This is a genomic window from Paenibacillus sp. FSL R5-0341 (assembly GCF_037975235.1).
Taxonomy (GTDB): Bacteria; Bacillota; Bacilli; order Paenibacillales; family Paenibacillaceae; genus Paenibacillus; species Paenibacillus amylolyticus_A.
Genome location: NZ_CP150241.1, coordinates 4012709 through 4034919 on the forward strand (window position 1 = coordinate 4012709; position 22211 = coordinate 4034919).

Here is a 22211-nt window from a genome sequence, read left to right on the forward strand (position 1 = left end):
TATCGATATCGTTTCAAGGATGTCATATATTGACGATATTCCCTCTATTAATGTAACTTTAAAGTATACATATATTGGCACAGGAATCTGCAAAAAAGAGATATATTAGATAAAAAAATACGGCTAGGAGGGAAATGAATGCTCACCCTATATAGGAAAGAAACAGATGGCAAGATACTTTATGCGGAATACTGGATTGAAGAAGGACAGGTTGTGGAACATCTCGGTACAGTTGGAACGTATGGCAAAACAACCAGAACAGACTGGCCTGGTTCGTATCGTGATGAGGCTGAATACAAAAGTGATTTTCTAACGCGCTTCATAGATCAGGGTTATGAGGAAGCGTCCAATCAGTACGGTTACGTATTGCTTATCCAATATCCCATGAAGAGTATGTCAGGAAGTAAACGTGATCTGTGGCTCAAGGATAAGGCTAGTGAGGCACTGATCAGTGAGTTGGGCTGGAAAGGGCTGGGCGTTGTCGATGGGCACGATATGGGCAAGACAGCAAATCCAGTCACGGCGTTCGCATTGAACATATACTGCTATGTTGTGGATGAAAAACTCGGAATTCAAGCCATTAAGCATGTGCTTAAAGAAATGCGACTGGACTACACACGGATCAAAATTGCATCCAGAGAACTGGAGAATGACGGGGAGTACCTGTTGAAGTATTCGGCCAAGAAGGATCAGGAGTTCTACGTATAGATGACTCATTAATATAAAATTAGCTTCTGAAATGACAAAAAGCTTCTGCTTCACCCGTAGGAACAAGATTCCTTTGGGGAGGCAGAAGCTTTTTACTTGTCTGACACTTTAACGATTAACCGAACAGTTTTGCCGCGTGGCGCTGTTCATACGCAGCGATCTCATCATCATGTTGAAGTGTGAGACCGATATCGTCCAGTCCTTGCAACAGGAATTGACGACGATGCTCATCCAGATCAAAATCGATATGCAGTCCGTATGCATCAGTAATCGTTTTGTTTTCCAGATTCACATTCATCTCATAGCCTTCATGTGTAGCTGTACGTTGGAACAAGTCTTCAACTTGCTCTTCTGACAGCTTGATTGGCAAGATTCCGTTCTTAAAGCAGTTATTATAGAAGATATCCGCATAAGACGGAGCGATAACACAACGGAATCCATAGTCCATAATCGCCCATGGCGCATGCTCACGGGAAGACCCACAGCCAAAGTTGGCACGAGAGATCAGGATGGATGCCCCTTCATAACGAGGTTTGTTCATTTCGAAGGAAGCATTGTTGTTGCCCTCTTCATCAAAACGCCATTCATAGAACAAAAATTGTCCAAATCCGGTACGCTCAATCCGTTTAAGAAACTGTTTCGGAATGATTGCATCTGTATCTACATTGACCCGGTCTACCGGTGCAACGATGCCTTGTAATGTTTTGAATTCTTCCATATTAAACGTTCTCCCTTCTGTCTGTTATTGATTAGATCGCTGCTTCCGTTTTGAAATTCCAGTCCCGTACGTCCACAAAGTGGCCCTTAACCGCTGCTGCGGCTGCCATTGCCGGAGATACCAGATGCGTACGTCCTCCGCGTCCTTGACGTCCTTCAAAGTTACGGTTGGAAGTCGAAGCACAACGTTGTCCTGGCTTCAATACATCCGGGTTCATCGCCAGACACATGCTGCATCCCGCATCACGCCATTCAAATCCGGCTTCCGTAAAGATTTTATCCAAACCTTCTTGTTCAGCCTGGATTTTAACACGTCCTGAACCTGGTACAACAATTGCTGTAACCTGACTGGATACCGTGTGACCTTTAGCCACTTTTGCTGCTGCACGCAGATCTTCGATCCGACCATTGGTGCAAGAACCAATAAATACATAATCAATTGGAATCTCGGCGATTGGTGTTCCCGGTTCAAGTCCCATATATTCAAGCGCTTTTTCAGCCGCTTTACGTTCGTTTTCTGTAGGCAATTCAGCCGGAACAGGAACTTTCGAAGAAATGTCGGTTCCCATGCCAGGACTTGTTCCCCAAGTTACTTGTGGAATCAATGTTTCCACATCAATTTCAACCACATGGTCGAACTCCGCACCTTCATCTGTTACAAGCTGTTTCCAACCTGCTACAGCTTCATCGAACTTGGCATCCGCTGGTACATATTCACGTCCACGCAGATATTCGAATGTTGTTTCGTCCGGCGCGATCAATCCTGCTCTTGCTCCACCTTCGATGGACATGTTGCAGACCGTCATACGCTCTTCCATGCTCAACTCACGGATGGATTCGCCTGTGTACTCAATAACATAACCTGTTGCAAAGTCTGTACCGTATTTGGCGATGACTGCGAGGATCATATCCTTCGCGGTTACACCCGGGTTACGTTTGCCGACGAAACGAACTTCCATCGTTTTAGCTTTTGCTTGTTGCAAACATTGAGTTGCCATAACGTGCTCAACTTCACTTGTTCCGATTCCGAATGCCAGTGCGCCAAACGCACCGTGTGTGGACGTATGACTGTCACCACATACAATCGTTTTGCCCGGGTGAGTCAGACCCAGTTCAGGTCCCATAACGTGCACAACGCCTTGGTCAATCGTGTCCAGATCATACAATTTCACGCCGAAATCACGGCAGTTTTGCGAAAGTGTATCAATTTGTTGTTTGGAGATTGGATCTGTAATGTTGAAACGGTCTTTCGTTGGAACGTTGTGATCCATTGTTGCAAATGTCAGCTCAGGGCGACGAACTTTACGTCCACTCAGACGAAGTCCTTCAAATGCCTGCGGAGAAGTTACTTCATGCACCAGATGCAGATCGATATACAGAATGCTTGGTTTTCCTTCTTCTTGATGAATTACGTGATTTTCCCAAATTTTCTCAAACATCGTTTTTTTACTCATCATTTTCACCTCATCATAAGTTCGGTCCTTGGAAGAGCCTCGTGTTTTCCTCTAAAAAGTGAAGCTCTTGAATGACATAAATATATCACCCTGTCCTTCATTGTTCCAAGATATAATATCTATAGATGTAATAGGTTTAACCTATAATGAGGGAAAGACAAATAAACCACTGCTCATAGCAGAGGTTTCAATTGATAACAATTATCATTATCATATAAGTCTTATACTACGTTCCCGCCTCTTTGCTGTCAATGCTTTTTATCTAGAACACGAAAAAAACAGCCCTGAATCCAGAGCTGCTTTCCTGCTTTCTTATGACAGTGCTTGTCCTACTAGTGTATTACAAGCCGTTATTCGCAATCACATCTTTGTACCAATAGAAACTCTTCTTGCGTTTTCTCTCCAGTGTTCCATTGCCGTCATTATCCTGATCTACATAAATAAAGCCATATCGTTTCTCCATCTCTGAAGAAGAATAACTGATCAGATCAATCACTCCCCAACTTGTATAGCCCATCAGTTCAACACCGTCCAGAATCGCTTCATGCATCTGTTCAATGTGAGAACGGAAATAATCAATACGATACTCATCCTGAATGCTTCCATCAGCTTCAATCGTGTCTACCGCTCCAATCCCATTTTCAACGATAAACAAGGGCACCTCATAACGGCTATACAGTTCATTCAGTGAGATGCGCAGACCTACCGGGTCAATCTGCCAGCCCCAATCATTTGTTTGGAGGTACGGATTCTTCACTCCCCCAGTTGTATTTCCACTCACTTGTTCCAAACGGTCTCCATCCACACTGGATACCAGAGACATATAATAACTGAATGAGATAAAGTCCACAGTGTGTACTTTCAGAATCTCTTCATCCCCCTCTAGCATATCGAGGTTAATTCCTTTTTCAGCAAAAAATCTCTTCGTAAAGTATGGATACGCTCCCCGCACCTGTACATCCGTAAACATAAGATTAAACTGATTATCCCGGGAAGCAACGAGTACGTCTTCGGGATTACATGTATGAGCGTATGTTGTCAGTTTGGTAAGCATACATCCGATCTGGGAACCGGGAATGATCTCATGACAGTATTTCACGGCGAGCGCACTTGCTACAAATTGATGGTGTAACCCCTGATATACGGCCTGCTCCACATTCTCAAAACGCTCCGGAACAATACCACCACTCGTAAACGGATGACGAACAATGCTGTCAATTTCATTAAATGTAATCCAATACTTCACTTTATCCTTATAACGGGTGAACACGGTTTTGCAAAAGTGAACAAAATATTCGACGACTTTCCGATCCGTCCATCCACCATGGTGATTCACCAGATACATCGGCATCTCATAATGCGACAACGTAATCAATGGTTCAATCCCTTGTTTCAGCATGCCATCAATAACGCGGTCATAGAACTGCAAACCGGCTTCATTCGGCTCTGTTTCGTTGCCATTTGGGAAAATTCGAGTCCACGCAATAGATAGACGCAACGTTTTGAGACCCATCTCCCCAAACAGGGCCAGATCCTCCTCGTAGCGGTGGTAGAAATCAATGCCTCTGCGTTTCGGATATTCTCTATCCGAGGTAGACTCCATCGCAGTAGTGATCTGTTCTTCATTAATGGCATTATGCTTCTTATACTCACTCTTGGCTACACCTTTTCGATAGATAGCAATGTCAGCTGTTGATAGACCTTTGCCGTCCACATTCCAGGCTCCTTCCGCTTGATTGGCAGCTATTGCCCCTCCCCATAGAAAATCTTCTGGAAACGTTCTTGTTGTATTAGTCATTGTGTATTCCTCCTTGGATTATCTCTTTGACTCTTTCATTCTTGCTTAATTACGACTCATGACTCGATTAATATGAATAATCAGATACATCATTTCCTCATTGGAGATCGTATGTTCAAACCGGGCTTCAATATATTCCTTGATTAGAAGTACGCAGGCTTCTTCCTTCGGGTATTTATTCGCAATCTGCTCAAAGAGCTCATGATCCTGCGTGTTTAATGTTTTATGCTCAAAAAGCCGTTGAATGAAGAACTGCAAATGGGTCAAAAAGCGTGAATAGTTGATGCTGTGTGTGTCCAGCTCCACTTGATAGTGAATTTTGATAATATTGAGTACATCCTTGACTGTATTGGTCATCATCATGACCTGATTCATATTGTCATCATTCTGCTGCGCATTAACGAGATGAAAGGCGATATTCGCCGCTTCCTCTTCAGGCAGAGAGAGACCAAGCTGTTTTTGAATGAGAGACAGGCCATGCAACCCGATACTGAACTCCTGCGGATAGAACTTTTTCACTTCCCACAGCATTCGGTTCTGGATCGTCATATTGTCCTTGAATCGCTTCATGGCCATATACAAGTGATCCGTTAATGCGACATAGAGATGATCACTCAGATGGCGGGACAATGTGTGTTTGGCATAGGAGATGATTTCGTCAGCCAGAATCAGATATTCTTTTGGCGTTTCCTTCATCAAGGCAGTGAGATCTGAAGAGATCGTTTCATTTTCAAGGACATAGATCTTCTCGATCTCATCCTCACTCACGACATCTCCCGGTTTGCTCCTGTAGCCGATGCCCTTTCCCATCACAATAATTTCCTTGTCATCCTCACCACGTCTGGCGAGAACAATGCTCGAATTCAGTATTTTTACGACTTCCATATCAGGCTGCCTGCCTTTCATTCATATTTCAGCGGGTTTATAACACCGTAATTAATGGTTTTCCCGGTCCTGTCATCGCCGCAGATTCATTACCCAATACCTCCAGATAATCTGAGGAATTCGTCACAATGACAGGAGTTGTGGTGTCGTAACCTGCGGCTTGTATAGCTTCAAGATCAAATTCGATCAGGAGCTGACCATGGGAGATCTGTTCTCCCTCGTTCACTTTTACATCAAAATGCTGGCCTTTCAGTTTCACCGTATCCAATCCGATATGAATCAGAAGTTCAACCCCTTCTACCGATCTCAAACCGATGGAATGTTTGGTTCGGAACACCGTCTCAACGGTACCATCAAATGGGGCAAACACCTTGCCAACACTTGGTTGAATGGCCATACCTTGTCCCATGGCTTCTTGTGAGAAGGCCTCGTCCTTCACCTCTCTTAATGGCAGAACTTTACCTTCCAATGGAGCAAAAACCACTTTTTTGGATTTCACGCCGGAATTTGAAGTTTGCGACTGAGAATCCATGCGAACTGGAAGAGCCGGATCTGATGAGGGCTTACCAGCGCTAGCAGGCTCTGGGCCGGCCGCTGTATCCTGAAATCCGATCAGAAATACCCCTAAAAAGGCAATAACGGAAGAAATCGCAACCGTGATCAGCGCATATAAAATATTATTGGGATCATCGCTGACAAAGATCGGCAATGTGGCAAGACCAGGACCAACAGCTGTGTATGCCTTCAGATTGACAATGCCCGCAAACATTCCCGCTGCTCCAGCCCCGATGATACAAGCCCAAAATGTCTTCTTCAGTCGTAGATGCACGCCGTAGATTGCTGGTTCAGTAATCCCGAACATACCGGAAATTCCGGCAGAAAGAGCGATCTGTTTCATTTTTGGGTCTTTCGATTTGAAAGCTACTGCCAGTGCGCCTCCTCCTTGTGCCATGTTGGCAGCAAGCATTGAGACGAGGAACAGCGTCTCATAACCGGGTGAAGCAATTGCTCCAAAGATCACAGGATAAAACACTTTGTGCATCCCAAACATCACGATAAATGGCATTAACATCGACATAATAACGACCGTTACCCAGCCCACTTTATCCTGTATCCAGAAGACACCCTCTGACATTCCCGTACCGATATATGTGCCCAATGGACCAAGTGCAATCAGCGAAACCGGGGCAACAATCAGGATCACAATGAGCGGCTTCAAAAATATTTTTACAGGTCCGGGTGATACTTTGTCAGCGAAGCGTTCGATATACGACATCAGCCAAACTGTCAAAATAATCGGGATGACGGAAGTTGCATAAGCAACATTCGGTACGTTCATACCAAGGAAATACACCGGTTCCTCTCCACCCAGAAGACCAATCATGTTCGGATGAAGCAAGACGCCTCCCAGTAATACAGCTATATATGGATTAGCCTTGAACTTGTTTGCACTTGAGAAGGCAAGCAGCATGGGCAAGAAATAAAAGCCTGCATCCGCGATCGCGTTCAAAAATACGTAAGCCTGATCTTCCTTAGCCATAATCCCGAAAACGGTAGCCAGCAACAGCAGAGCTTTGAGCATCCCAGAAGCTGCGATAGCCGGAATAATCGGCTGGAAGATGCCTGCGACGATATTGGCAAAGGCATTAAACAGACCCTTGGGGCTGTAATCCCGCTGAGGCTTAACCTCATCACCTGAAGTGTCCATGCTTACTAACGGAGCCAGTTCGTTATATACATAACTCACATCATTACCAATGATGACCTGATACTGCCCGCCACTATCCACGGCTCCTATGACTCCATCCAACCGTTTGATCTCTTCTGTATTGGCAAGCTTTGAATTTTTAAGTGTAAAACGTAATCTCGTTGAACAATGAATTACTTGATTGATGTTATTATTTCCACCTACATGCTCCAAAATTTCCTGAGCCAGCTTTTTGGAATTCATAACGACACCTCCGCCATTTCTTCTTGATGGGAACAAAAAAAGACCTAAAAAGGGTAGGAAAAAGAAACTCTTCCCACCCAATCTAGGTCTTGCCTGCCGAACAGTAACACGCCATCGTTGGATGAATGTTATTCAATTATATAAACGAAAAAGAATATGAACATTTGAAATGTATTCGTACTAAAGCTTGAAGCTGTCACATATGAAAACGTTGATTTTGTTTTACCCGGGTAAGTAGTTCTCTTAAGCGTTTTCAAAATCAGTATAGCAACTCTTCTGATACAGTGCAAGCGGTTAAGCGAAATTAATGATTTCTTCATCTGTAGTGATATAATGGTGGCATAACGAAAGGAATGACCAATGACGATGGAATTCAGACAACTTCAATATACGCTGCAAATTGCGGCCGAACGCAATTTCTCACGAGCAGCAGAGAAGCTGCATATTGCCCAACCTTCATTAAGCCAGCAATTATCCAAATTGGAAAAGGAATTGGGTGTCCTACTATTTCAGCGTAATACCAGTACCGTGGAGTTAACCCATGCCGGTGTTACGTTTGTCGAGCAAGCCCAGAAGATCGTAGATGCCGTGGAGTTGTTGCGCCAGGAAATGTCAGACATCTCCCAGCTTCGCAAAGGTAAAGTTGTTGTGGGCAGCATGCCGATCACGGGCTCACACTTGCTCCCGCATGTGCTTCCAGCGTTCCAACAAGCTTACCCCGAGATTGAAGTCACTTTATTGGAAGACTCCGGGCTTACGCTTGAGAAATTGACTGCAAGCGGCAAAGCAGATCTTAGTCTGTTATCGCTTCCTTTGCAAGAGCCAAGTCTCTCCTACGTTGCCATTGGAGAAGAACGGATTGATCTGGCAGTTCCCCCGAATCATCCTTTGGCACTCAGGGCAGATCCGGAACATCCGCTTCCTGTGCGAATTGAAGAGCTTCGTGATGAACCCTTTGTTGTATTGAAAAAAGGACAGGGTTTCCGCAAACTTACATTTGACCTCTGTGAGCAGGCCGGTTTTGATCCCCAAGTTGTGTTCGAAAGCACCAATATTGAAACCGTTCAGTCGCTGGTCGCCACGGGTATGGGTATCACCCTGGTTCCACGCTTTATCGCCCGTGCCCCGCGCAGTGAATTCGTGCCTGTGTACGTTCCGCTTGCTGAGCCGACACCCAGCAGAACGCTTGTTGTGGCTTATCGTCAAGGCAGAGTACTGTCGAAGGCAGCCGAAGCATTCATCCATACGTTTCAACAAACCGTGGCCGAACTTTCTCAAGGAGACTAATGAATTGCGCCTATTGATATGGAGACATATGATACTGAACCAAAACAAAGGCTTGACCCTTATGGGCCAAGCCTTTGTCATATACTCGTTTCCCGCATCCGCAAGATAGAGTTCTTACATTGCAATCACAGTATCTGGTTACAGTACAATGTTGCTTGTTAAGTCGTTTAGCTTCAATGCTAATTTATAATGTTAACGTAGAAACGTACATAAGAAAACTTCATGTTTGGCGGTTTATTTACGCAAATTACGATCGCTTGTCAGCCTGTTTTGCTGATTCATGACACGGCCTTCGTCCTGAACAGTTGAATCAGGGGGTGATAGCCCTCCTGCTCCATTCTCTAAGAATGCCCTTAAGTGATCTTCCCTTGTGTTATCCTGTTCCAGTCTCCTGAGCGTATCTTTCACATGGTTGTCCATTGATTGATCATCCTCCTTGGTGACGGGATAGTTATCATTACCCGCCTCCTGGAAGAATAAACACTTTACTCAAGAATTTTATTCCACTTATTTATTTTTCGCCAAAATAAACGCCAGGTCGACGGTCTTCAAACACGGGAATACGACCACGGACCTCATCTACCAGAGATGGACGTATGATTCCGGTCACGATCTCTTCCCCTTCGCCACCTTCAGCCACAATCTCACCCCAAGGATCAATGATGAGGGAATGTCCGAAAAATTCGGTCTCTCCCCCTTTACCTACACGGTTACAGGCGATCACATACATCTGATTCTCAATCGCTCGTGCCGTAAGCAACGTACGCCAGTGGTGCAGACGAGGGTTCGGCCATTCGGCCGGTACAATCAATGCCTTGGCACCGTTCAAAGCAAGTGTGCGGGCCAGTTCCGGAAACCGGATATCATAACAGATCGAAGCACCCGCTGTAAGACCGTTCTGCAATTCAAAAATTTCTGGTTCCGCACCAGGCTGCAGATATTTCTCCTCGTCCATCAGACGGAACAAATGTAATTTATCGTATCGTGTTACCTGTTTTCCTTCACGATTATAAGCGTACATTGTATTGTATATTTGACCATCCCGTTTCTCGGCGATTGAACCGCCAACGATGGAAATTTGATGTTTTTGGGCAAAAGCAGACAGCCACTCCCGAGATTTCTGGCCTTCCGGGTCAGCGAGTTCATGAATTTGCGTCAAAGCGTAGCCCGTATTCCACATCTCAGGTAACACAGCCAGCCCCAGATCCGGGTATTGTTCTACCGCACGCTCAAGTAACGTCTGCATATGTTTATGATTGGCCTCAGGGTCTCCGAGTTGAATATCGCCCTGAATCAGGGCTACACGCATTTCTCCCTGTTGTTTTTCTGTCATGACAAGCACTCCTCTGAACCGTAATACCTGCTATCATAGCTTGATCCTCCTGAGGACTGCAAGCCTGTTTTCGTTATGAACTTCCACATAACAACTCAGGCAGCAGAGTCAACAATCGATCACTCGTGAGCGCGTCACCGACATTCCAGATCGACTCCTCTACAGGGTACACCCGTCCATTCTGCACAGCCGAAAGGTTCTTCCAGCTGGGACTTTTCATCAGCATCTCGGTAGCCTCCCGGGCTACAATGTCCTCAGGCAGCATGACAAATACATGATCTCCCGCATACTGACGTACCGCTTCAGCCGAAATTTCCTTATAGGCTCTGCCTGCCGTAAGTGCTTCCTTCACTTTGTTAACTGGCCTGAAGCCCAGCGGATGATATAACAATGGCGCCAGACCGATATTGCCCATAACAAATAAGCGTGCACCCCGATGGTATGTAAATACAGATGCCGTTTCCCCTGCTTCAATCGCTGTATGGATCTTCGCCCACATCTGCTCAGTACGCTCCCCATAGGAGGTTAGCCATTGTTCAGCCTGAGATTGTCTGCCAAACCAATTGCCCAAACTGCGCATTCGCTCGTCCAACATGGCATGTGAGTTATAAGCGAGTGTTGGTGCAATACGGGAAAGTTGTTCATATTGCTGTTCGTTGTTGCTATCAAAGATAATCAAATCCGGCTTCATGATAACAGCGGCTTCCACATTAACCGGAGCAACCGCGTCATAGGTCTGATCTCCCAATATCTGAATGCCCAGCATCAGCAGATCTCCAGCTGAATCTCCGTAAAACATAATTCGCTCCGGGTTTACTGGAATATTCACATCATGACCCAACCAATCTTGCACCAACGTCTGCTGCTGAATGGATCTGTCATATTGACGAGGAGACAATCCGGTCATTTGGCGAAAACGCCTGCTGAAATAATACTCATCCTTAAACCCAACGCGGCTCGCTATATCCCGAAGCGGTTCATCCGATTTGCGAAGCCATTCCTTGGCATGTTTGATACGTACATGATTCACATAATCAAGCGGCTTGTGACCCGTGAGTTGTCTGAACAGGGTGGTATACTGTGCAGGTCTGATCTCCGCGAGACGTGCCAGTTTCTGTACAGTGATTTCTTCAGCATAATGGTCGTCTACATACTGAATCGTACTGTGTAGTCTGGCTTCCATACTCTGTTCCGTCTTCGGAGAGGTGTACCGGGTAATGATCATCTCCATCCATCTTTGGAACTGTGCATTCAGATGACCATATTCGGCATCCGTTTTATAATTCCGAATGACATACATTTGCTCCAGCAGCACATTTAACGGAGCATAGGGATAACCATTCAATTGGTTTCTGTGTTCAAATACAGTGCGTGTAAAGAGCTCCGGATCACCCGTCAATATATGAATGACATCAAACGCCACCACGATATATTTCAATTCCGAGTCATTACGATGTTCAAACTGGTACCCTTCTCCCGGAGAAAGCGGATAAACACATCCCGTAGTAAACGGAAACTGTTCATGTCCAATATATAAACGTCCATCCCCTTCTTCACAGATCAGGAAGGCATGTTTCTCGCAAGCAACTTCCAGCATCACCTGTTCAGGTGCTTCAATTCGTCGTACCAGATGATCCAGCCGAAACATGAATGCTGAAAAGAACAACGCTCCCTCATCGGCATCCAAAGCCTGCATGTCGGTTCACCTCGTTTTTCTAAAATGAGAATAATTATCAATCATTCTGTATGATCTGATTATAAGCGAGCCATTGTTAATAATCCAGATTGAGTTTAATCAGCAAAAAGAGCGTTCAACGAAATGTTGAAGGCTCCTTTTACTTTTTTATAACTGCATTACTCAAAGGTGTTAATACTGCCTTATTAGCTCGTCATAAAATTATTGGATCATCTGTTTCGGAAGCTCTTGTAGCAGCCACTCCCTGGAGAGCGCATCACTTGAAGCTTTTACGATATCAAAACGATATACTTTTCCTTCTTTCACCGCAGGCAGGTTCTTCCAGATTGAACTATCCAGTAATTCCTTGGTGGATTGCTTGGCATCGTCGGTTACAGGATCCAGAATAAATATCCGATCACCGGCAAATTCTGATAATTTTTCAGTTGAAATCTCTACAAATCCCATGTCTTCATCCAATACTTTCTGGATTTCCGCGGTTGGCTTCAGCCCGTCTTTTCCATATAACAACTGTGGCAATCCTGCACCCGCCATAACAAACAGACGATTCCCGGGATACATGGTGAATACCGAAGCCGTCTCCCCTTCTTTCAATCCGTTCTCATGAAGTTGCGTCCACATCTCTTCTGTCGCTTTTTGATGAGCCGTGATCCAGTCCTCTGCCTCTTGCTTCTTGTTCAACAAGTCGCCAAGGATGCGCATGCGATCTTCTATTGACCCGAACGAATCAAATGTAACCGTTGGAGCAACTTTCGAGATCTGATCGTATTGTGCCTCATCACTGTTCGAGAAAATGATCAGATCGGGATTTAAGGCTAGCGCCTTTTCCACACTGATCGGAAATCCTACATCCTCTGCCTGAGCAACCTGATCATCGTATACGGTTCCATCCTGACGAAGTATGCCTACAGGAACAACACCAAGCGCAAGCAGATCCCCGGTAACTTCTCCATGATAGATGACACGTTTTGGTGTTACAGGGACCTCTACTTCATGGCCTGTCCAATCTTTGAATACTCGGGTCTCGCCCTCGTTCGTCTCTTCCGTTGAGGGTTGGGTCTCCGTGGTTTCTGTGGCTGCTTTGGAATCATCTGCTCCAGCAGTAGGTGTTGTAGCCTGATTTCCACAAGCCAGCAGCAGAATGGATAACCACGTAACCGTAAATAATACTGCCGTATTTCGTATGCCCTTTTTCATTTCTATTTCTCCCCCTATATCATGTACGTTGTGCAAGAAATTAATGATATTGATTATCATTATCGGATATTATCATAAATCAGGGTCTCTCTCAGCTCAATGGACAAAACTAAATGAGCACTTTCAGTTTTGTACAATACACCGCTCTTTGCTCCTATGTACTGTATATTCAAGTGCATTTCCCTCTATACAGCTCGGGATTGGCGTGATAAATTAATGAGAACTATTTGCCATTTTTAATAACCGGAGTGATGAATATAATGACCCATTCAGACCATATAACTGCTCGTTCAGCCTTTACGATACCGACTTCTGATGTGATGACACAGCTGCCAACGCAATTTTTTGCTACCCTTGTTCAAAATGTAAATCGTGAAATTGCAAGTGGACATGACGTGATTAACCTAGGTCAGGGGAACCCGGATACACCTACACCACCTCATATTGTGAAAACACTGCAAGATTCGGCTGAAAATCCCCTCTACCACAAATATTCACCCTTTAGAGGGTACTCTTTCCTGAAGGAAGCTGTAGCCAAACGTTATAAGGAAGATTACAACGTTGATCTGGACCCCGAGACTGAAGTAGCCATTCTGTTCGGGGGCAAAACAGGTCTGGTTCAGTTACCACAGGTCCTGCTTAACCCCGGCGACACCGTTCTCGTTCCCGATCCTGGCTACCCGGATTACTGGTCTGGTGTTGCACTCGCCAAAGCAAACATGTCATTTATGCCTTTGCTTGAGTCCAATGCATTCCTGCCGGATTACGAAGCTGTTACAGCCGAAGATCGGGAGAAAGCCAAGCTGATGTTCCTGAACTATCCCAACAATCCAACGTCGGCAACGGCTCCCCTTTCGTTCTACGAAGATACGGTTGAATTTGCCATTCAAAATCAAATTGTCGTTGCCAGCGACTTTGCTTACGGTGCGATTGGATTTGACGGACATCGTCCCGTGAGTTTCCTACAAGCCCCTGGTGCCAAAGAAGTGGGCATCGAGTTCTATACGTTATCCAAAACATACAATATGGCTGGATGGCGTGTTGGATTCGCGCTTGGTAATGCAGAAATTGTCTCTAAAATCAATCTGCTTCAGGATCATATCTATGTCAGTCTCTTCGGTGGGATTCAGGCTGCGGCAACGGAAGCACTCACTGGCTCTCAGGAATGTGTTACTTCGCTGGTTTCACGTTACGAATCCCGTCGCAATGCGTTTTATGACGCTCTTTCCTCTATTGGCTGGCAAGCTTCGAAACCCGCAGGTTCATTCTTCAGCTGGTTGCCTGTGCCTGCAGGTTATACCTCCGCTTCATTTGCAGACTTGTTACTGCGAGAAGCCAAGGTGGCCGTAGCACCAGGTATTGGTTTTGGTTCGCATGGTGAAAGCTATGTGCGCGCAGGACTGCTAAGTGATGAAAACCGATTACGCGAAGCTGTGGAGCGGATTGGCAAGCTGAATTTATTCAAGTAATTTACAGGACCATAACCCCTTTGCATATGCCAAGTTTCCATGGTATGTTATAAGAAATATTGAACGAAACGTGATGACGGGACCAGTAAGAGAATATCAGTCGCGCCCAGAGAGTAAATTCCACCCTGCTGAAAGAATTTACCGCGACTCTTCTCTGAAACCTACCCCTGAGCGGCCTGTTACGTACAGGACAGTGCCTTCTGTTACAGGGCATGAAGCCGGATGATCTAATCATCAATAAAGGTGGTACCGCGGAAGTAACGAACTTTCGTCCTTTTTAACTAAAGGGCGGGAGTTTTTTTTGTACCCGCTAAAGCCTGCTCCAGAAGCACTTATTAATCATGTTTAAGGAAGTGAAACCATGACTTCACGTATTGTAGTTAAGATTGGAAGCAGCTCGCTTACAACGGAAGAAGGCGGTCTGGATCGCAGTTCGATCACTTTCTTTGCCGGAGAAATTGCAGCATTGGCTGATCAGGGTCATGAAGTACTTCTGGTCACCTCTGGAGCGGTAGCGGCCGGATTCCGGGAGATCGGTTACCCTCAGCGACCTAAACAGTTGCATGAGAAACAAGCTGCAGCGGCCGTTGGGCAGGCATTATTGATGCAGGCATATCAACAGGCTTTTGCAGCGCACCGCGTTACTACGGCGCAAATTCTGTTAACTCGTACAGACTTTCACAGTCGTAAACGTATGGGCAATGCAGGCATGACCGTGGAGGAACTGCTCAAACAGCGAGTGATTCCGATTTTCAATGAGAATGATACAGTATCGGTGGATGAATTGAAGTTTGGTGATAACGATCTGTTGTCCGCATTGGTTGCAAACCTGGTGAAGGCACAGCATCTGATCATTCTTACCGATACCAACGGCTTGTACACCGCAGATCCTCGTAAAGATCCGTCTGCCGTACGTTACGACCGGATCCCCGAAATCACGGCTGAGATCTACGCGTTTGCCGGTGGTTCAGGATCATCAGTTGGCACAGGTGGAATGCGTTCCAAAGTTGATGCAGCCAAGGTTGCTACACGTGGAGGCGTGCCCGTATTTGTAGGAAGTGTGAAAGAACCTGGAGATATGCAGCAGGCGGTTGATGGCACGGGTAAAGGAACTTACTTTGAGACTCGACTGGCCTCATTATCCCGTAAAAAGCAGTGGCTCGGCTTCATGTCTACTCCGCTGGGTACCGTCGTTGTGGATGATGGTGCTGAAGAGGCCCTTGTCCATGGGGGGCACAGTCTTCTGCCTGTAGGGGTTAAGCGGGTACTTGGAACTTTCCATGCAGGAGACGTCGTAGAGGTCATTGGCATGGATGAAACCTTGCTCGGTCGCGGTATTGTCAATTATGATGATGACCAGCTTCGACTCATTGCCGGACTTCCCAGTGGCGAAGTGATGAAACAACTCGCTAGCATCCACAGACTTGAGGTTATTCATAGAGACGAGTGGATTACGTTAAAATAAACATGAACCTATATTAAGTTTAACTAATCATTTACACGTAACGGAGAGGACAGAAAAAACCTGAAAAAGCGGAGCGTTCGCCTAAAAGCTTTCTGAAAGAAAGCTACATCGGAAGCATACGCTTATCCTCGGATTTTCCCTTTAGAAAAGGGAATCGAAAAAATCTGGGGATAACAGCGATTGGAAGGTTATTCTGTCATCGTAGTGTCTGTGTGAATAATCTTTAGTCCTACATGTGGTTAAAAATTTAACTTTCTATATTTGTATATATGAGGAGGAATTAAGATGAGTGAAGTGAGAGAAAAAGCCAGCAAAGCTCAAGCCACGGTTCCACAGCTGAACCGATTGAATACAGAACAGAAAAATACGGCCCTGCGTGTCATGGCAGATGCTTTGATTACGGAGACGGATTCCATCATTACAGCAAATGCCGAAGATCTGGTACGAGGCAGAGAACAAGGCACGCCGGAATCCATGCTGGATCGACTCGCCCTTAATAAAGAGCGCATTGCTGGCATCGCTGAAGGATTACGTCAGATTGCAGAATTGCCTGATCCAGTCGGTGAAGTGCTGGAGACATTCACCCGTCCTAACGGATTGCATGTTGAAAAATTAAGAGTGCCGATTGGCCTGATTGGCATCATCTATGAAGCTCGTCCTAATGTAACTGTAGACGCAGCCGGATTATGTCTCAAAACAGGTAATGCAGTGCTTCTGCGCGGCGGCTCCTCTGCCCTGTCCTCCAATCGTAAAATTGTGGAGGTGCTGCATCAGGCACTGGCAACGACAAACATGCCAGCTGATGCGCTGCAACTGGTTGAGGATGCAGATCGTGCTTCCGTCGATGAAATGCTCAAGTTGAACGGCCTGCTGGACGTCATCATTCCACGCGGCGGGGCCTCACTCATTCGTAATGTGGTTGCCAATGCAACCGTACCTGTTATTGAAACCGGGGCAGGCATCTGTCATACCTATGTGGATGAATCAGCTGATCCGGTCATGGCAGCCGAAATCGCCATCAATGCGAAGGCACAACGTCCATCCGTATGTAACTCCATGGAAACGTTGCTGCTGCATGCCGCATATGCGGAAGAGCATCTGCCTGCTCTTGCCGAGCAATTCCGTGAGGCCAATGTGGTCTTGAAAGGTTGCGACACGGTGCGCCGTCTTGTTCCTTCTGCCCTTGAGGCAACCGAGGAAGACTATGCGACCGAGTACAACGACTATATTTTAAATATCCGGGTGGTCGAGAACCTGGACGAAGCGATGCAGCACATCGCACATTACGGAACCAAACATTCCGAGTGTATCGTAACGCGGGATACAGCCCATGCAGAGCGCTTTATGCATGATGTAGATGCAGCAGCCGTCTATCACAATGCGTCCACGCGTTTCACCGACGGATTCGAATTTGGCTATGGAGCCGAAATCGGAATCAGTACGCAGAAACTGCATGCACGTGGACCGATGGGACTGCCAGCACTGACGTCAACCAAATATCGGATTACAGGCAATGGACAGATTCGTCAATAATATCCCAGCACCAGTTATATAGGAGGAACGATAAATATGAGTCAAGAGCAACAGACGTTACTACAACAGAAGATTACTTTCCACGGAGCAGGCGCGATGGCTGAAGCCATCGTACGCGGACTGATCTCCCGCCTAGTCGTTCGTCCTCAGGATATTACGATGCTGAACCGCAGCAACCAGAAACGTCAGGAGGAGCTCAGCACCCGTTATGCTGTACATACCGGAACTGCCTCACAATCTCTGGATCATCTTGCCTCCACTCCGGTCATTGTACTCTGTATGAAACCCAAAGATGCTGCCGCAGCGCTGCGCGAACTGGGTCCGCTGTTATCACCTGATCAACTGATCGTGTCTGTCATTGCCGGATTATCGATCCGCACGATGCAGTCCTTGCTCGGTCGTAAACAGCCGATTGCCAGAACCATGCCGAATACATCCAGTACCATTGGACTCGGCGCGACCGGGCTTGCCTTCTCTTCGGAGATTACGGATGAGCAACGCAGTACGGTGATGACCATGTTTGAAGCGGTTGGTATCGTGACCATCGTGCCTGAAGATAAACTCGAAGTGCTCACAGGGATTTCCGGAAGCGGCCCTGCTTATGTATACTATTTAATGGAGGCCATGATTGCCGCAGGTATTCGTGGTGGTTTATCCAGCCAGCAATCTCGTGATCTCACTGTTCAGACGGTGCTGGGCGCGTCACGTATGGTACAACAAACCGGTTTGGAACCGATGAAGCTTCGTAGTGATGTGACATCCCCTGGAGGGGCAACGCAGGCAGCACTGAAGACGCTGGACGAAGGAGATTTCTTTGAAAATGTAATCGCAGCCGTCAACCGCTGTGCAGAGCGCTCACGGGAGATGGGAGCTGCTTTGGAAGGGGATTTAAAATGAATAACATGTGCACAGCCACATATCGTCTGCATGATGATCATGCAGACTTTCGCAAGAAGGCTCAGTCTATCGCGATCGGCATGACCGTGGGTAGCTGGACGGAGTTGCCACAAGCCCAGCGTGAAGCGATGCAGAAACATCTGGGTGAAGTCATCAGCGTAGAAGTGCATGAAGCTGATGGCATGGGTGCGGGTGAGCGTTACGCCGATATTACCATCGGATATCCTGATGTTAACTTCAGCCGTGATATCCCTGCCCTGCTCGTGACGGTCTTTGGCAAAATCTCAATGGATGGCCGGATCAAATTAACAAAGCTTGGTTTCTCGGATGGCTTCCTCAGTGCATTCCCGGGACCCAAGTTTGGACTGAATGGTGTTCGTGATCTGCTTGGTGTACATGACCGTCCACTGTTAATGAGTATCTTCAAATCGGTTATTGGACTGGATGCAGATGAACTGCGTGAACAATTTATTCGTCAGGCTCTTGGTGGCGTTGATCTGATCAAGGACGATGAAATTCTGTTCGAGAACAAATTGACACCCATCGAAAAAAGAGTCGAGGTCTGCATGAAAGCTGCCGAACAGGCACGCCAGGAGACGGGTAAGAAGCTACTGTATGCAACCAATCTCACAGGACCTACATCCCGTCTGAAAGAGCAAGCTGAACGTGCCATTGGTGCAGGAGCCAATGCTTTGTTGTTTAACGTGTTGTCTTACGGATATGATGTGTTGCATGAACTCAGCAGTGATCCTGATATCAATGTGCCAATTATGGCTCACCCTGCGCTTGCAGGAGCACTGTATCCTTCACCACATTACGGCATGTCGGCTTCAGTTGTACTTGGCCAGTTGATGCGACTTGCGGGTGCCGATCTGGTGCTCTTCCCTTCTCCTTATGGTTCGGTAACAATGCCCAAGGAAGAAAATATGGCGATCACGGAGCAATTACTGACAGCTGATCTGCCTGTACGAACCAGTATGCCAGTGCCTTCCGCCGGCATCCATCCAGGCCTTGTACCGCTTATTTTGCGCGACTTTGGCACAGATGTCATCGTTAATGCTGGTGGCGGTATTCATGGACATCCTATGGGCACTGAGGCAGGCGGACGTGCATTCCTGCAAGCGATTGAGGCAGCTCAACGTTCCATTCCACTAGCGCAATATGCAACCGAGCATCCGGAGCTGAAAAGCGCACTGGATCTGTGGGGTGGCGAACGATGAGAAGTGATAAAAAAACAGTCATTTTCTGTGACTTTGATGGTACGATTACGCTCTCGGACAATATTGTCGCAATCATGAAACATTTCAAGCCTGAGGGCATTGAAGCGATTATGAAAGATACGATTGAGCAAAAAATCTCGCTGCGTGAAGGTGTTGGAGCCATGTTTGCTCTGTTGCCTGCATCGCAGAAAGATGAAATTGTGGAATTTGTGCTTGGACAAGCGGGCATCCGTGAAGGATTCAGCGAGTTTCTTGAGTACGTTCGAAGTGAAGGTATCGAATTCAATGTGACCAGCGGTGGCATGGACTTCTTTATTGAGCCGTTACTCGCACCATTCCATATCCCGCAGGATCATGTCTACTGCAACGGAGCTGACTTCTCGGGTGAAACCATTAAGATTGAATGGCCGAATCCCTGCCAGCCTCCTTGTGAGAATGGCTGCGGCATGTGCAAAACAACAGTGATTCGTACCTTCCCGGAAGAACAATATAATCGCATCCTTATTGGAGACAGTTTGACGGATTTTGAAGGTGCCAAAATTGCCGATCTCGTCTATTCCCGCTCCATTTTGACGGATAAGTGTATTGAACTTGGTGTGGACCATGTGCCATTCGCTACCTTTTACGATATCATCGAAGATATGAAACAGAAGCAAACACAAGGAGTGCTGTAACGATGGGCTTTGAAAAGATTACATTGGAACACAAACGTCAGGTCCTTGAAGAACTGGCTGATATTAAAGCATTATTCGCCAGCCGTAACTGGTTCCCTGGAACAAGTGGCAACCTGTCAATGCGTGTAGGAGATTTTGATCCGGAGCAGTTTTATTTTGCGGTTACCGCCTCAGGCAAAGACAAATCCCTTCGCACACCGGAAGACTTCCTTTTTGTAGACAAGCATGGCAAAGCAATTGAAACAACAACGTTGAAACCAAGTGCTGAAACGTTGATTCACTGCGAAATCTATCGTTTGACGGGTTGCGGTGCTGTATTCCACGTGCATACCGTGTTTAACAACCTGATCAGTGAATTCTTTGGAGCAGATGGGCACGTACCGATTCAAGGAATTGAATTGATCAAGGCTTTCAACATCTGGGAAGAAAATGCGGAGATTCGTGTCCCTGTCCTGCCTAACTTTGCAGACATTCCATCTATCGCTGAATTGGTGCCAGGTGTAATTGATGCCAACGTACCAGGGATCTTGCTTCGTAACCATGGCATATATGCATGGGGCAAGGATGCTTTTGAAGCGAAACGTCACCTGGAAGCCTTCGAATTCCTGTTCGAAGTGATGTACCGTCAACTTCTGCTGAAGGGTGCTACGAAATAGCAATCATTTATTCGAAATCAAAGCTGGATAACAAAAAACACGCCAGAGGCTGTGGTCAAGACCCCATTTAGTAGACATTATAAAAAGACCCTAGGCTGCAAACTGGCGTCGGTACTCTACCGGCGTCAGTTTTTTCAGTTTCCGTTGTGGCCGTTTTCGGTTGTAAAAACGGATATATTTTTCGATTTTGCTTTGTGCTTCGCTAAGCGTTCGGATATGATAAGGATAGAGTCCTTCCGTTTTGAGATGCGAGAAGAAACTCTCCATCGAGGCATTGTCATAACAATTTCCTCGGCGAGACATGCTGATTCGGGCGCCAACCTTTGGCAGCATGTCGTGGTACGCATGAGACGTGTACTGGAATCCCTGGTCGCTGTGAACGACCAGTCCAGTCACGTCTTTTTGCTTCGCAAACGCCTTGCTGAATGTGCGAAGCACCAGTTCATTGTCGTTGCGTTCGCCTATTTCGTAAGCCACAATTTCGTTATTAAACAGATCCTTTATGGCTGAAAGATATATCCAGCGCTCTCCCACACGATATTGGGTAATATCCGTTACCCATTTATGATTCGGTTTTTCTGCACTGAAATCTCGCTTCAAGAGGTTCTCTGCTACACGCTGCGCAGGTGTATACGAGCTGCTGGAGCGTCGTTTACGACGGATTCGAGATTGAATACCGAGCATTTGCATCAGGCGGAGCACCTTTTTGTGGTTCATCCAAATCCCCTGATCTTGCCAAAGGAACAACTGGAGTTGCCTATAACCATATTTGCCTTCATATCGTTGATACGTTTGAAGCACCTGTTTCTTCGCTTTTGCGTCGCGATCGAATCGTTTGCGTTTTACATAGGCATAAAATCCACTCCGTGACACGCCAAACACATCACAAAGTTTCTGGATATCACCGTATCCCGCTACTTTTTCTATGATCTGAAATCTTTCTTGTTTGCTTCCTTCCTCCAGATTACCAAGCACTTTTTTAGCAACTCATTCTCCCGTTTCAGTTTTTGTACATAGCGGTCTTGATCCAAGTATTCTTTACGTCGACCTCGCTGATCCATCAGTCCAAATTCACCTTGTTCCCGATATTTTCGTATCCAGCGCTTCATACGTCCTGGATCATGAATCCCCAGATGTTCATTAATCTTTCGATAAGTCCACCCCTCAACCGTATGTAGACGAATAGCCTCATTTTTTATCTTCTCCGAATACGTTTTAAACTTTTGTCCCTTAATCGCCATAAAAAATACACCCCCTAGAATTTCATCGGC

General features: G+C 46.3%; 20 protein-coding genes and 1 other annotated feature. Of the genes, 9 read left to right on the top strand and 11 right to left on the bottom strand.

Annotation, left to right across the window (positions count from 1 at the left end; genetic code table 11):
- Positions 1-138: 138 nt before the first annotated feature.
- Complete coding sequence (locus tag MKX75_RS17935; protein WP_339166280.1) at positions 139-708, top strand: hypothetical protein; 570 nt, start codon at positions 139-141, stop codon at positions 706-708.
- A gap of 115 nt (positions 709-823) precedes the next feature.
- Here the strand turns inward: MKX75_RS17935 and leuD are convergent, their stop codons facing one another.
- The 5 genes from leuD to MKX75_RS17960 form a co-directional block, all read right to left on the bottom strand.
- On the bottom strand, positions 824-1426 hold the full coding sequence (gene leuD, locus MKX75_RS17940) for a 3-isopropylmalate dehydratase small subunit (protein WP_062835139.1): 603 nt from the start codon (positions 1424-1426) through the stop codon (positions 824-826).
- Between the two features lie 31 nt (positions 1427-1457).
- Positions 1458-2879 (bottom strand): 3-isopropylmalate dehydratase large subunit, encoded by a 1422-nt coding sequence (gene leuC, locus MKX75_RS17945; protein WP_062835140.1) that lies wholly within the window; start codon positions 2877-2879, stop codon positions 1458-1460.
- Between the two features lie 340 nt (positions 2880-3219).
- On the bottom strand, positions 3220-4677 hold the full coding sequence (locus MKX75_RS17950; protein ID WP_339166281.1) for a glycoside hydrolase family 1 protein: 1458 nt from the start codon (positions 4675-4677) through the stop codon (positions 3220-3222).
- Positions 4678-4722: 45 nt separating this feature from the next.
- Positions 4723-5562, bottom strand: coding sequence for a PRD domain-containing protein (locus MKX75_RS17955; RefSeq protein WP_339166282.1), 840 nt, complete (start codon positions 5560-5562; stop codon positions 4723-4725).
- Positions 5563-5599: 37 nt separating this feature from the next.
- Positions 5600-7513, bottom strand: coding sequence for a beta-glucoside-specific PTS transporter subunit IIABC (locus tag MKX75_RS17960; RefSeq protein ID WP_339166283.1), 1914 nt, complete (start codon positions 7511-7513; stop codon positions 5600-5602).
- Between the two features lie 366 nt (positions 7514-7879).
- Here MKX75_RS17960 and MKX75_RS17965 point away from each other — a divergent pair, with 366 nt between their 5' ends.
- On the top strand, positions 7880-8800 hold the full coding sequence (locus tag MKX75_RS17965) for a LysR family transcriptional regulator (protein ID WP_145148766.1): 921 nt from the start codon (positions 7880-7882) through the stop codon (positions 8798-8800).
- Positions 8801-9034: 234 nt separating this feature from the next.
- On the opposite strand, the gene MKX75_RS17970 is transcribed toward MKX75_RS17965, so the two are convergent.
- The 4 genes from MKX75_RS17970 to MKX75_RS17985 all read right to left on the bottom strand — a co-directional run bounded on the left by MKX75_RS17970 (position 9035) and on the right by MKX75_RS17985 (position 13026).
- Complete coding sequence (locus MKX75_RS17970; RefSeq protein WP_017687767.1) at positions 9035-9220, bottom strand: hypothetical protein; 186 nt, start codon at positions 9218-9220, stop codon at positions 9035-9037.
- A gap of 91 nt (positions 9221-9311) precedes the next feature.
- A complete protein-coding gene (locus tag MKX75_RS17975; protein WP_339166286.1) occupies positions 9312-10133 on the bottom strand; it encodes a carbon-nitrogen family hydrolase in 822 nt (273 codons plus the stop codon).
- Between the two features lie 73 nt (positions 10134-10206).
- Positions 10207-11829, bottom strand: coding sequence for an AraC family transcriptional regulator (locus MKX75_RS17980; protein WP_339166288.1), 1623 nt, complete (start codon positions 11827-11829; stop codon positions 10207-10209).
- 201 nt (positions 11830-12030) lie between these two features.
- Entirely contained in the window at positions 12031-13026 is a 996-nt protein-coding gene (locus tag MKX75_RS17985; protein ID WP_062835146.1) for an ABC transporter substrate-binding protein, read from the bottom strand.
- Positions 13027-13286: 260 nt separating this feature from the next.
- Here MKX75_RS17985 and MKX75_RS17990 point away from each other — a divergent pair, with 260 nt between their 5' ends.
- The 7 genes from MKX75_RS17990 (at position 13287) to MKX75_RS18020 (ending at position 20940) form a co-directional block, all read left to right on the top strand.
- Entirely contained in the window at positions 13287-14495 is a 1209-nt protein-coding gene (locus tag MKX75_RS17990; RefSeq protein ID WP_339166289.1) for a pyridoxal phosphate-dependent aminotransferase, read from the top strand.
- 64 nt (positions 14496-14559) lie between these two features.
- Positions 14560-14774 (top strand) — a binding site (T-box leader).
- A gap of 82 nt (positions 14775-14856) precedes the next feature.
- Positions 14857-15960, top strand: coding sequence for a glutamate 5-kinase (gene proB / locus MKX75_RS17995; RefSeq protein WP_074095610.1), 1104 nt, complete (start codon positions 14857-14859; stop codon positions 15958-15960).
- Positions 15961-16245: 285 nt separating this feature from the next.
- Complete coding sequence (locus MKX75_RS18000; protein WP_339166290.1) at positions 16246-17493, top strand: glutamate-5-semialdehyde dehydrogenase; 1248 nt, start codon at positions 16246-16248, stop codon at positions 17491-17493.
- A gap of 36 nt (positions 17494-17529) precedes the next feature.
- Positions 17530-18390, top strand: a complete 861-nt coding sequence (gene proC / locus MKX75_RS18005; protein ID WP_339166291.1) for a pyrroline-5-carboxylate reductase — start codon at positions 17530-17532, stop codon at positions 18388-18390.
- On the top strand, positions 18387-19610 hold the full coding sequence (locus tag MKX75_RS18010) for a 2,3-diketo-5-methylthiopentyl-1-phosphate enolase (protein WP_186333644.1): 1224 nt from the start codon (positions 18387-18389) through the stop codon (positions 19608-19610). The genes proC and MKX75_RS18010 overlap by 4 nt, the downstream gene beginning before the upstream one ends.
- On the top strand, positions 19607-20284 hold the full coding sequence (locus MKX75_RS18015; protein ID WP_062835151.1) for a 2-hydroxy-3-keto-5-methylthiopentenyl-1-phosphate phosphatase: 678 nt from the start codon (positions 19607-19609) through the stop codon (positions 20282-20284). The genes MKX75_RS18010 and MKX75_RS18015 overlap by 4 nt, the downstream gene beginning before the upstream one ends.
- Positions 20285-20286: 2 nt before the next feature.
- Positions 20287-20940 (top strand): methylthioribulose 1-phosphate dehydratase, encoded by a 654-nt coding sequence (locus MKX75_RS18020; protein WP_339166292.1) that lies wholly within the window; start codon positions 20287-20289, stop codon positions 20938-20940.
- A 90-nt stretch (positions 20941-21030) separates the two neighbouring features.
- Here the strand turns inward: MKX75_RS18020 and MKX75_RS18025 are convergent, their stop codons facing one another.
- Positions 21031-21915 (bottom strand): IS3 family transposase, encoded by an 885-nt coding sequence (locus MKX75_RS18025; RefSeq protein ID WP_339166293.1) that lies wholly within the window; start codon positions 21913-21915, stop codon positions 21031-21033.
- A complete protein-coding gene (locus MKX75_RS18030; RefSeq protein ID WP_339166294.1) occupies positions 21864-22181 on the bottom strand; it encodes a transposase in 318 nt (105 codons plus the stop codon). The genes MKX75_RS18025 and MKX75_RS18030 overlap by 52 nt, the downstream gene beginning before the upstream one ends.
- Between the last annotated feature and the right edge of the window lie 30 nt (positions 22182-22211).

What these genes read in the sequence shown, in the direction of transcription:
- MKX75_RS17935 (WP_339166280.1), top strand. Translation starts at nt 139, where the DNA reads ATGCTCACCCTATATAGGAAAGAAACAGATGGCAAGATACTTTATGCG.
- leuD (WP_062835139.1), bottom strand. Translation starts at nt 1,426, where the DNA reads ATGGAAGAATTCAAAACATTACAAGGCATCGTTGCACCGGTAGACCGG.
- leuC (WP_062835140.1), bottom strand. Translation starts at nt 2,879, where the DNA reads ATGAGTAAAAAAACGATGTTTGAGAAAATTTGGGAAAATCACGTAATT.
- MKX75_RS17950 (WP_339166281.1), bottom strand. Translation starts at nt 4,677, where the DNA reads ATGACTAATACAACAAGAACGTTTCCAGAAGATTTTCTATGGGGAGGG.
- MKX75_RS17955 (WP_339166282.1), bottom strand. Translation starts at nt 5,562, where the DNA reads ATGGAAGTCGTAAAAATACTGAATTCGAGCATTGTTCTCGCCAGACGT.
- MKX75_RS17960 (WP_339166283.1), bottom strand. Translation starts at nt 7,513, where the DNA reads ATGAATTCCAAAAAGCTGGCTCAGGAAATTTTGGAGCATGTAGGTGGA.
- MKX75_RS17965 (WP_145148766.1), top strand. Translation starts at nt 7,880, where the DNA reads ATGGAATTCAGACAACTTCAATATACGCTGCAAATTGCGGCCGAACGC.
- MKX75_RS17970 (WP_017687767.1), bottom strand. Translation starts at nt 9,220, where the DNA reads ATGGACAACCATGTGAAAGATACGCTCAGGAGACTGGAACAGGATAAC.
- MKX75_RS17975 (WP_339166286.1), bottom strand. Translation starts at nt 10,133, where the DNA reads ATGACAGAAAAACAACAGGGAGAAATGCGTGTAGCCCTGATTCAGGGC.
- MKX75_RS17980 (WP_339166288.1), bottom strand. Translation starts at nt 11,829, where the DNA reads ATGCAGGCTTTGGATGCCGATGAGGGAGCGTTGTTCTTTTCAGCATTC.
- MKX75_RS17985 (WP_062835146.1), bottom strand. Translation starts at nt 13,026, where the DNA reads ATGAAAAAGGGCATACGAAATACGGCAGTATTATTTACGGTTACGTGG.
- MKX75_RS17990 (WP_339166289.1), top strand. Translation starts at nt 13,287, where the DNA reads ATGACCCATTCAGACCATATAACTGCTCGTTCAGCCTTTACGATACCG.
- proB (WP_074095610.1), top strand. Translation starts at nt 14,857, where the DNA reads ATGACTTCACGTATTGTAGTTAAGATTGGAAGCAGCTCGCTTACAACG.
- MKX75_RS18000 (WP_339166290.1), top strand. Translation starts at nt 16,246, where the DNA reads ATGAGTGAAGTGAGAGAAAAAGCCAGCAAAGCTCAAGCCACGGTTCCA.
- proC (WP_339166291.1), top strand. Translation starts at nt 17,530, where the DNA reads ATGAGTCAAGAGCAACAGACGTTACTACAACAGAAGATTACTTTCCAC.
- MKX75_RS18010 (WP_186333644.1), top strand. Translation starts at nt 18,387, where the DNA reads ATGAATAACATGTGCACAGCCACATATCGTCTGCATGATGATCATGCA.
- MKX75_RS18015 (WP_062835151.1), top strand. Translation starts at nt 19,607, where the DNA reads ATGAGAAGTGATAAAAAAACAGTCATTTTCTGTGACTTTGATGGTACG.
- MKX75_RS18020 (WP_339166292.1), top strand. Translation starts at nt 20,287, where the DNA reads ATGGGCTTTGAAAAGATTACATTGGAACACAAACGTCAGGTCCTTGAA.
- MKX75_RS18030 (WP_339166294.1), bottom strand. Translation starts at nt 22,181, where the DNA reads ATGGCGATTAAGGGACAAAAGTTTAAAACGTATTCGGAGAAGATAAAA.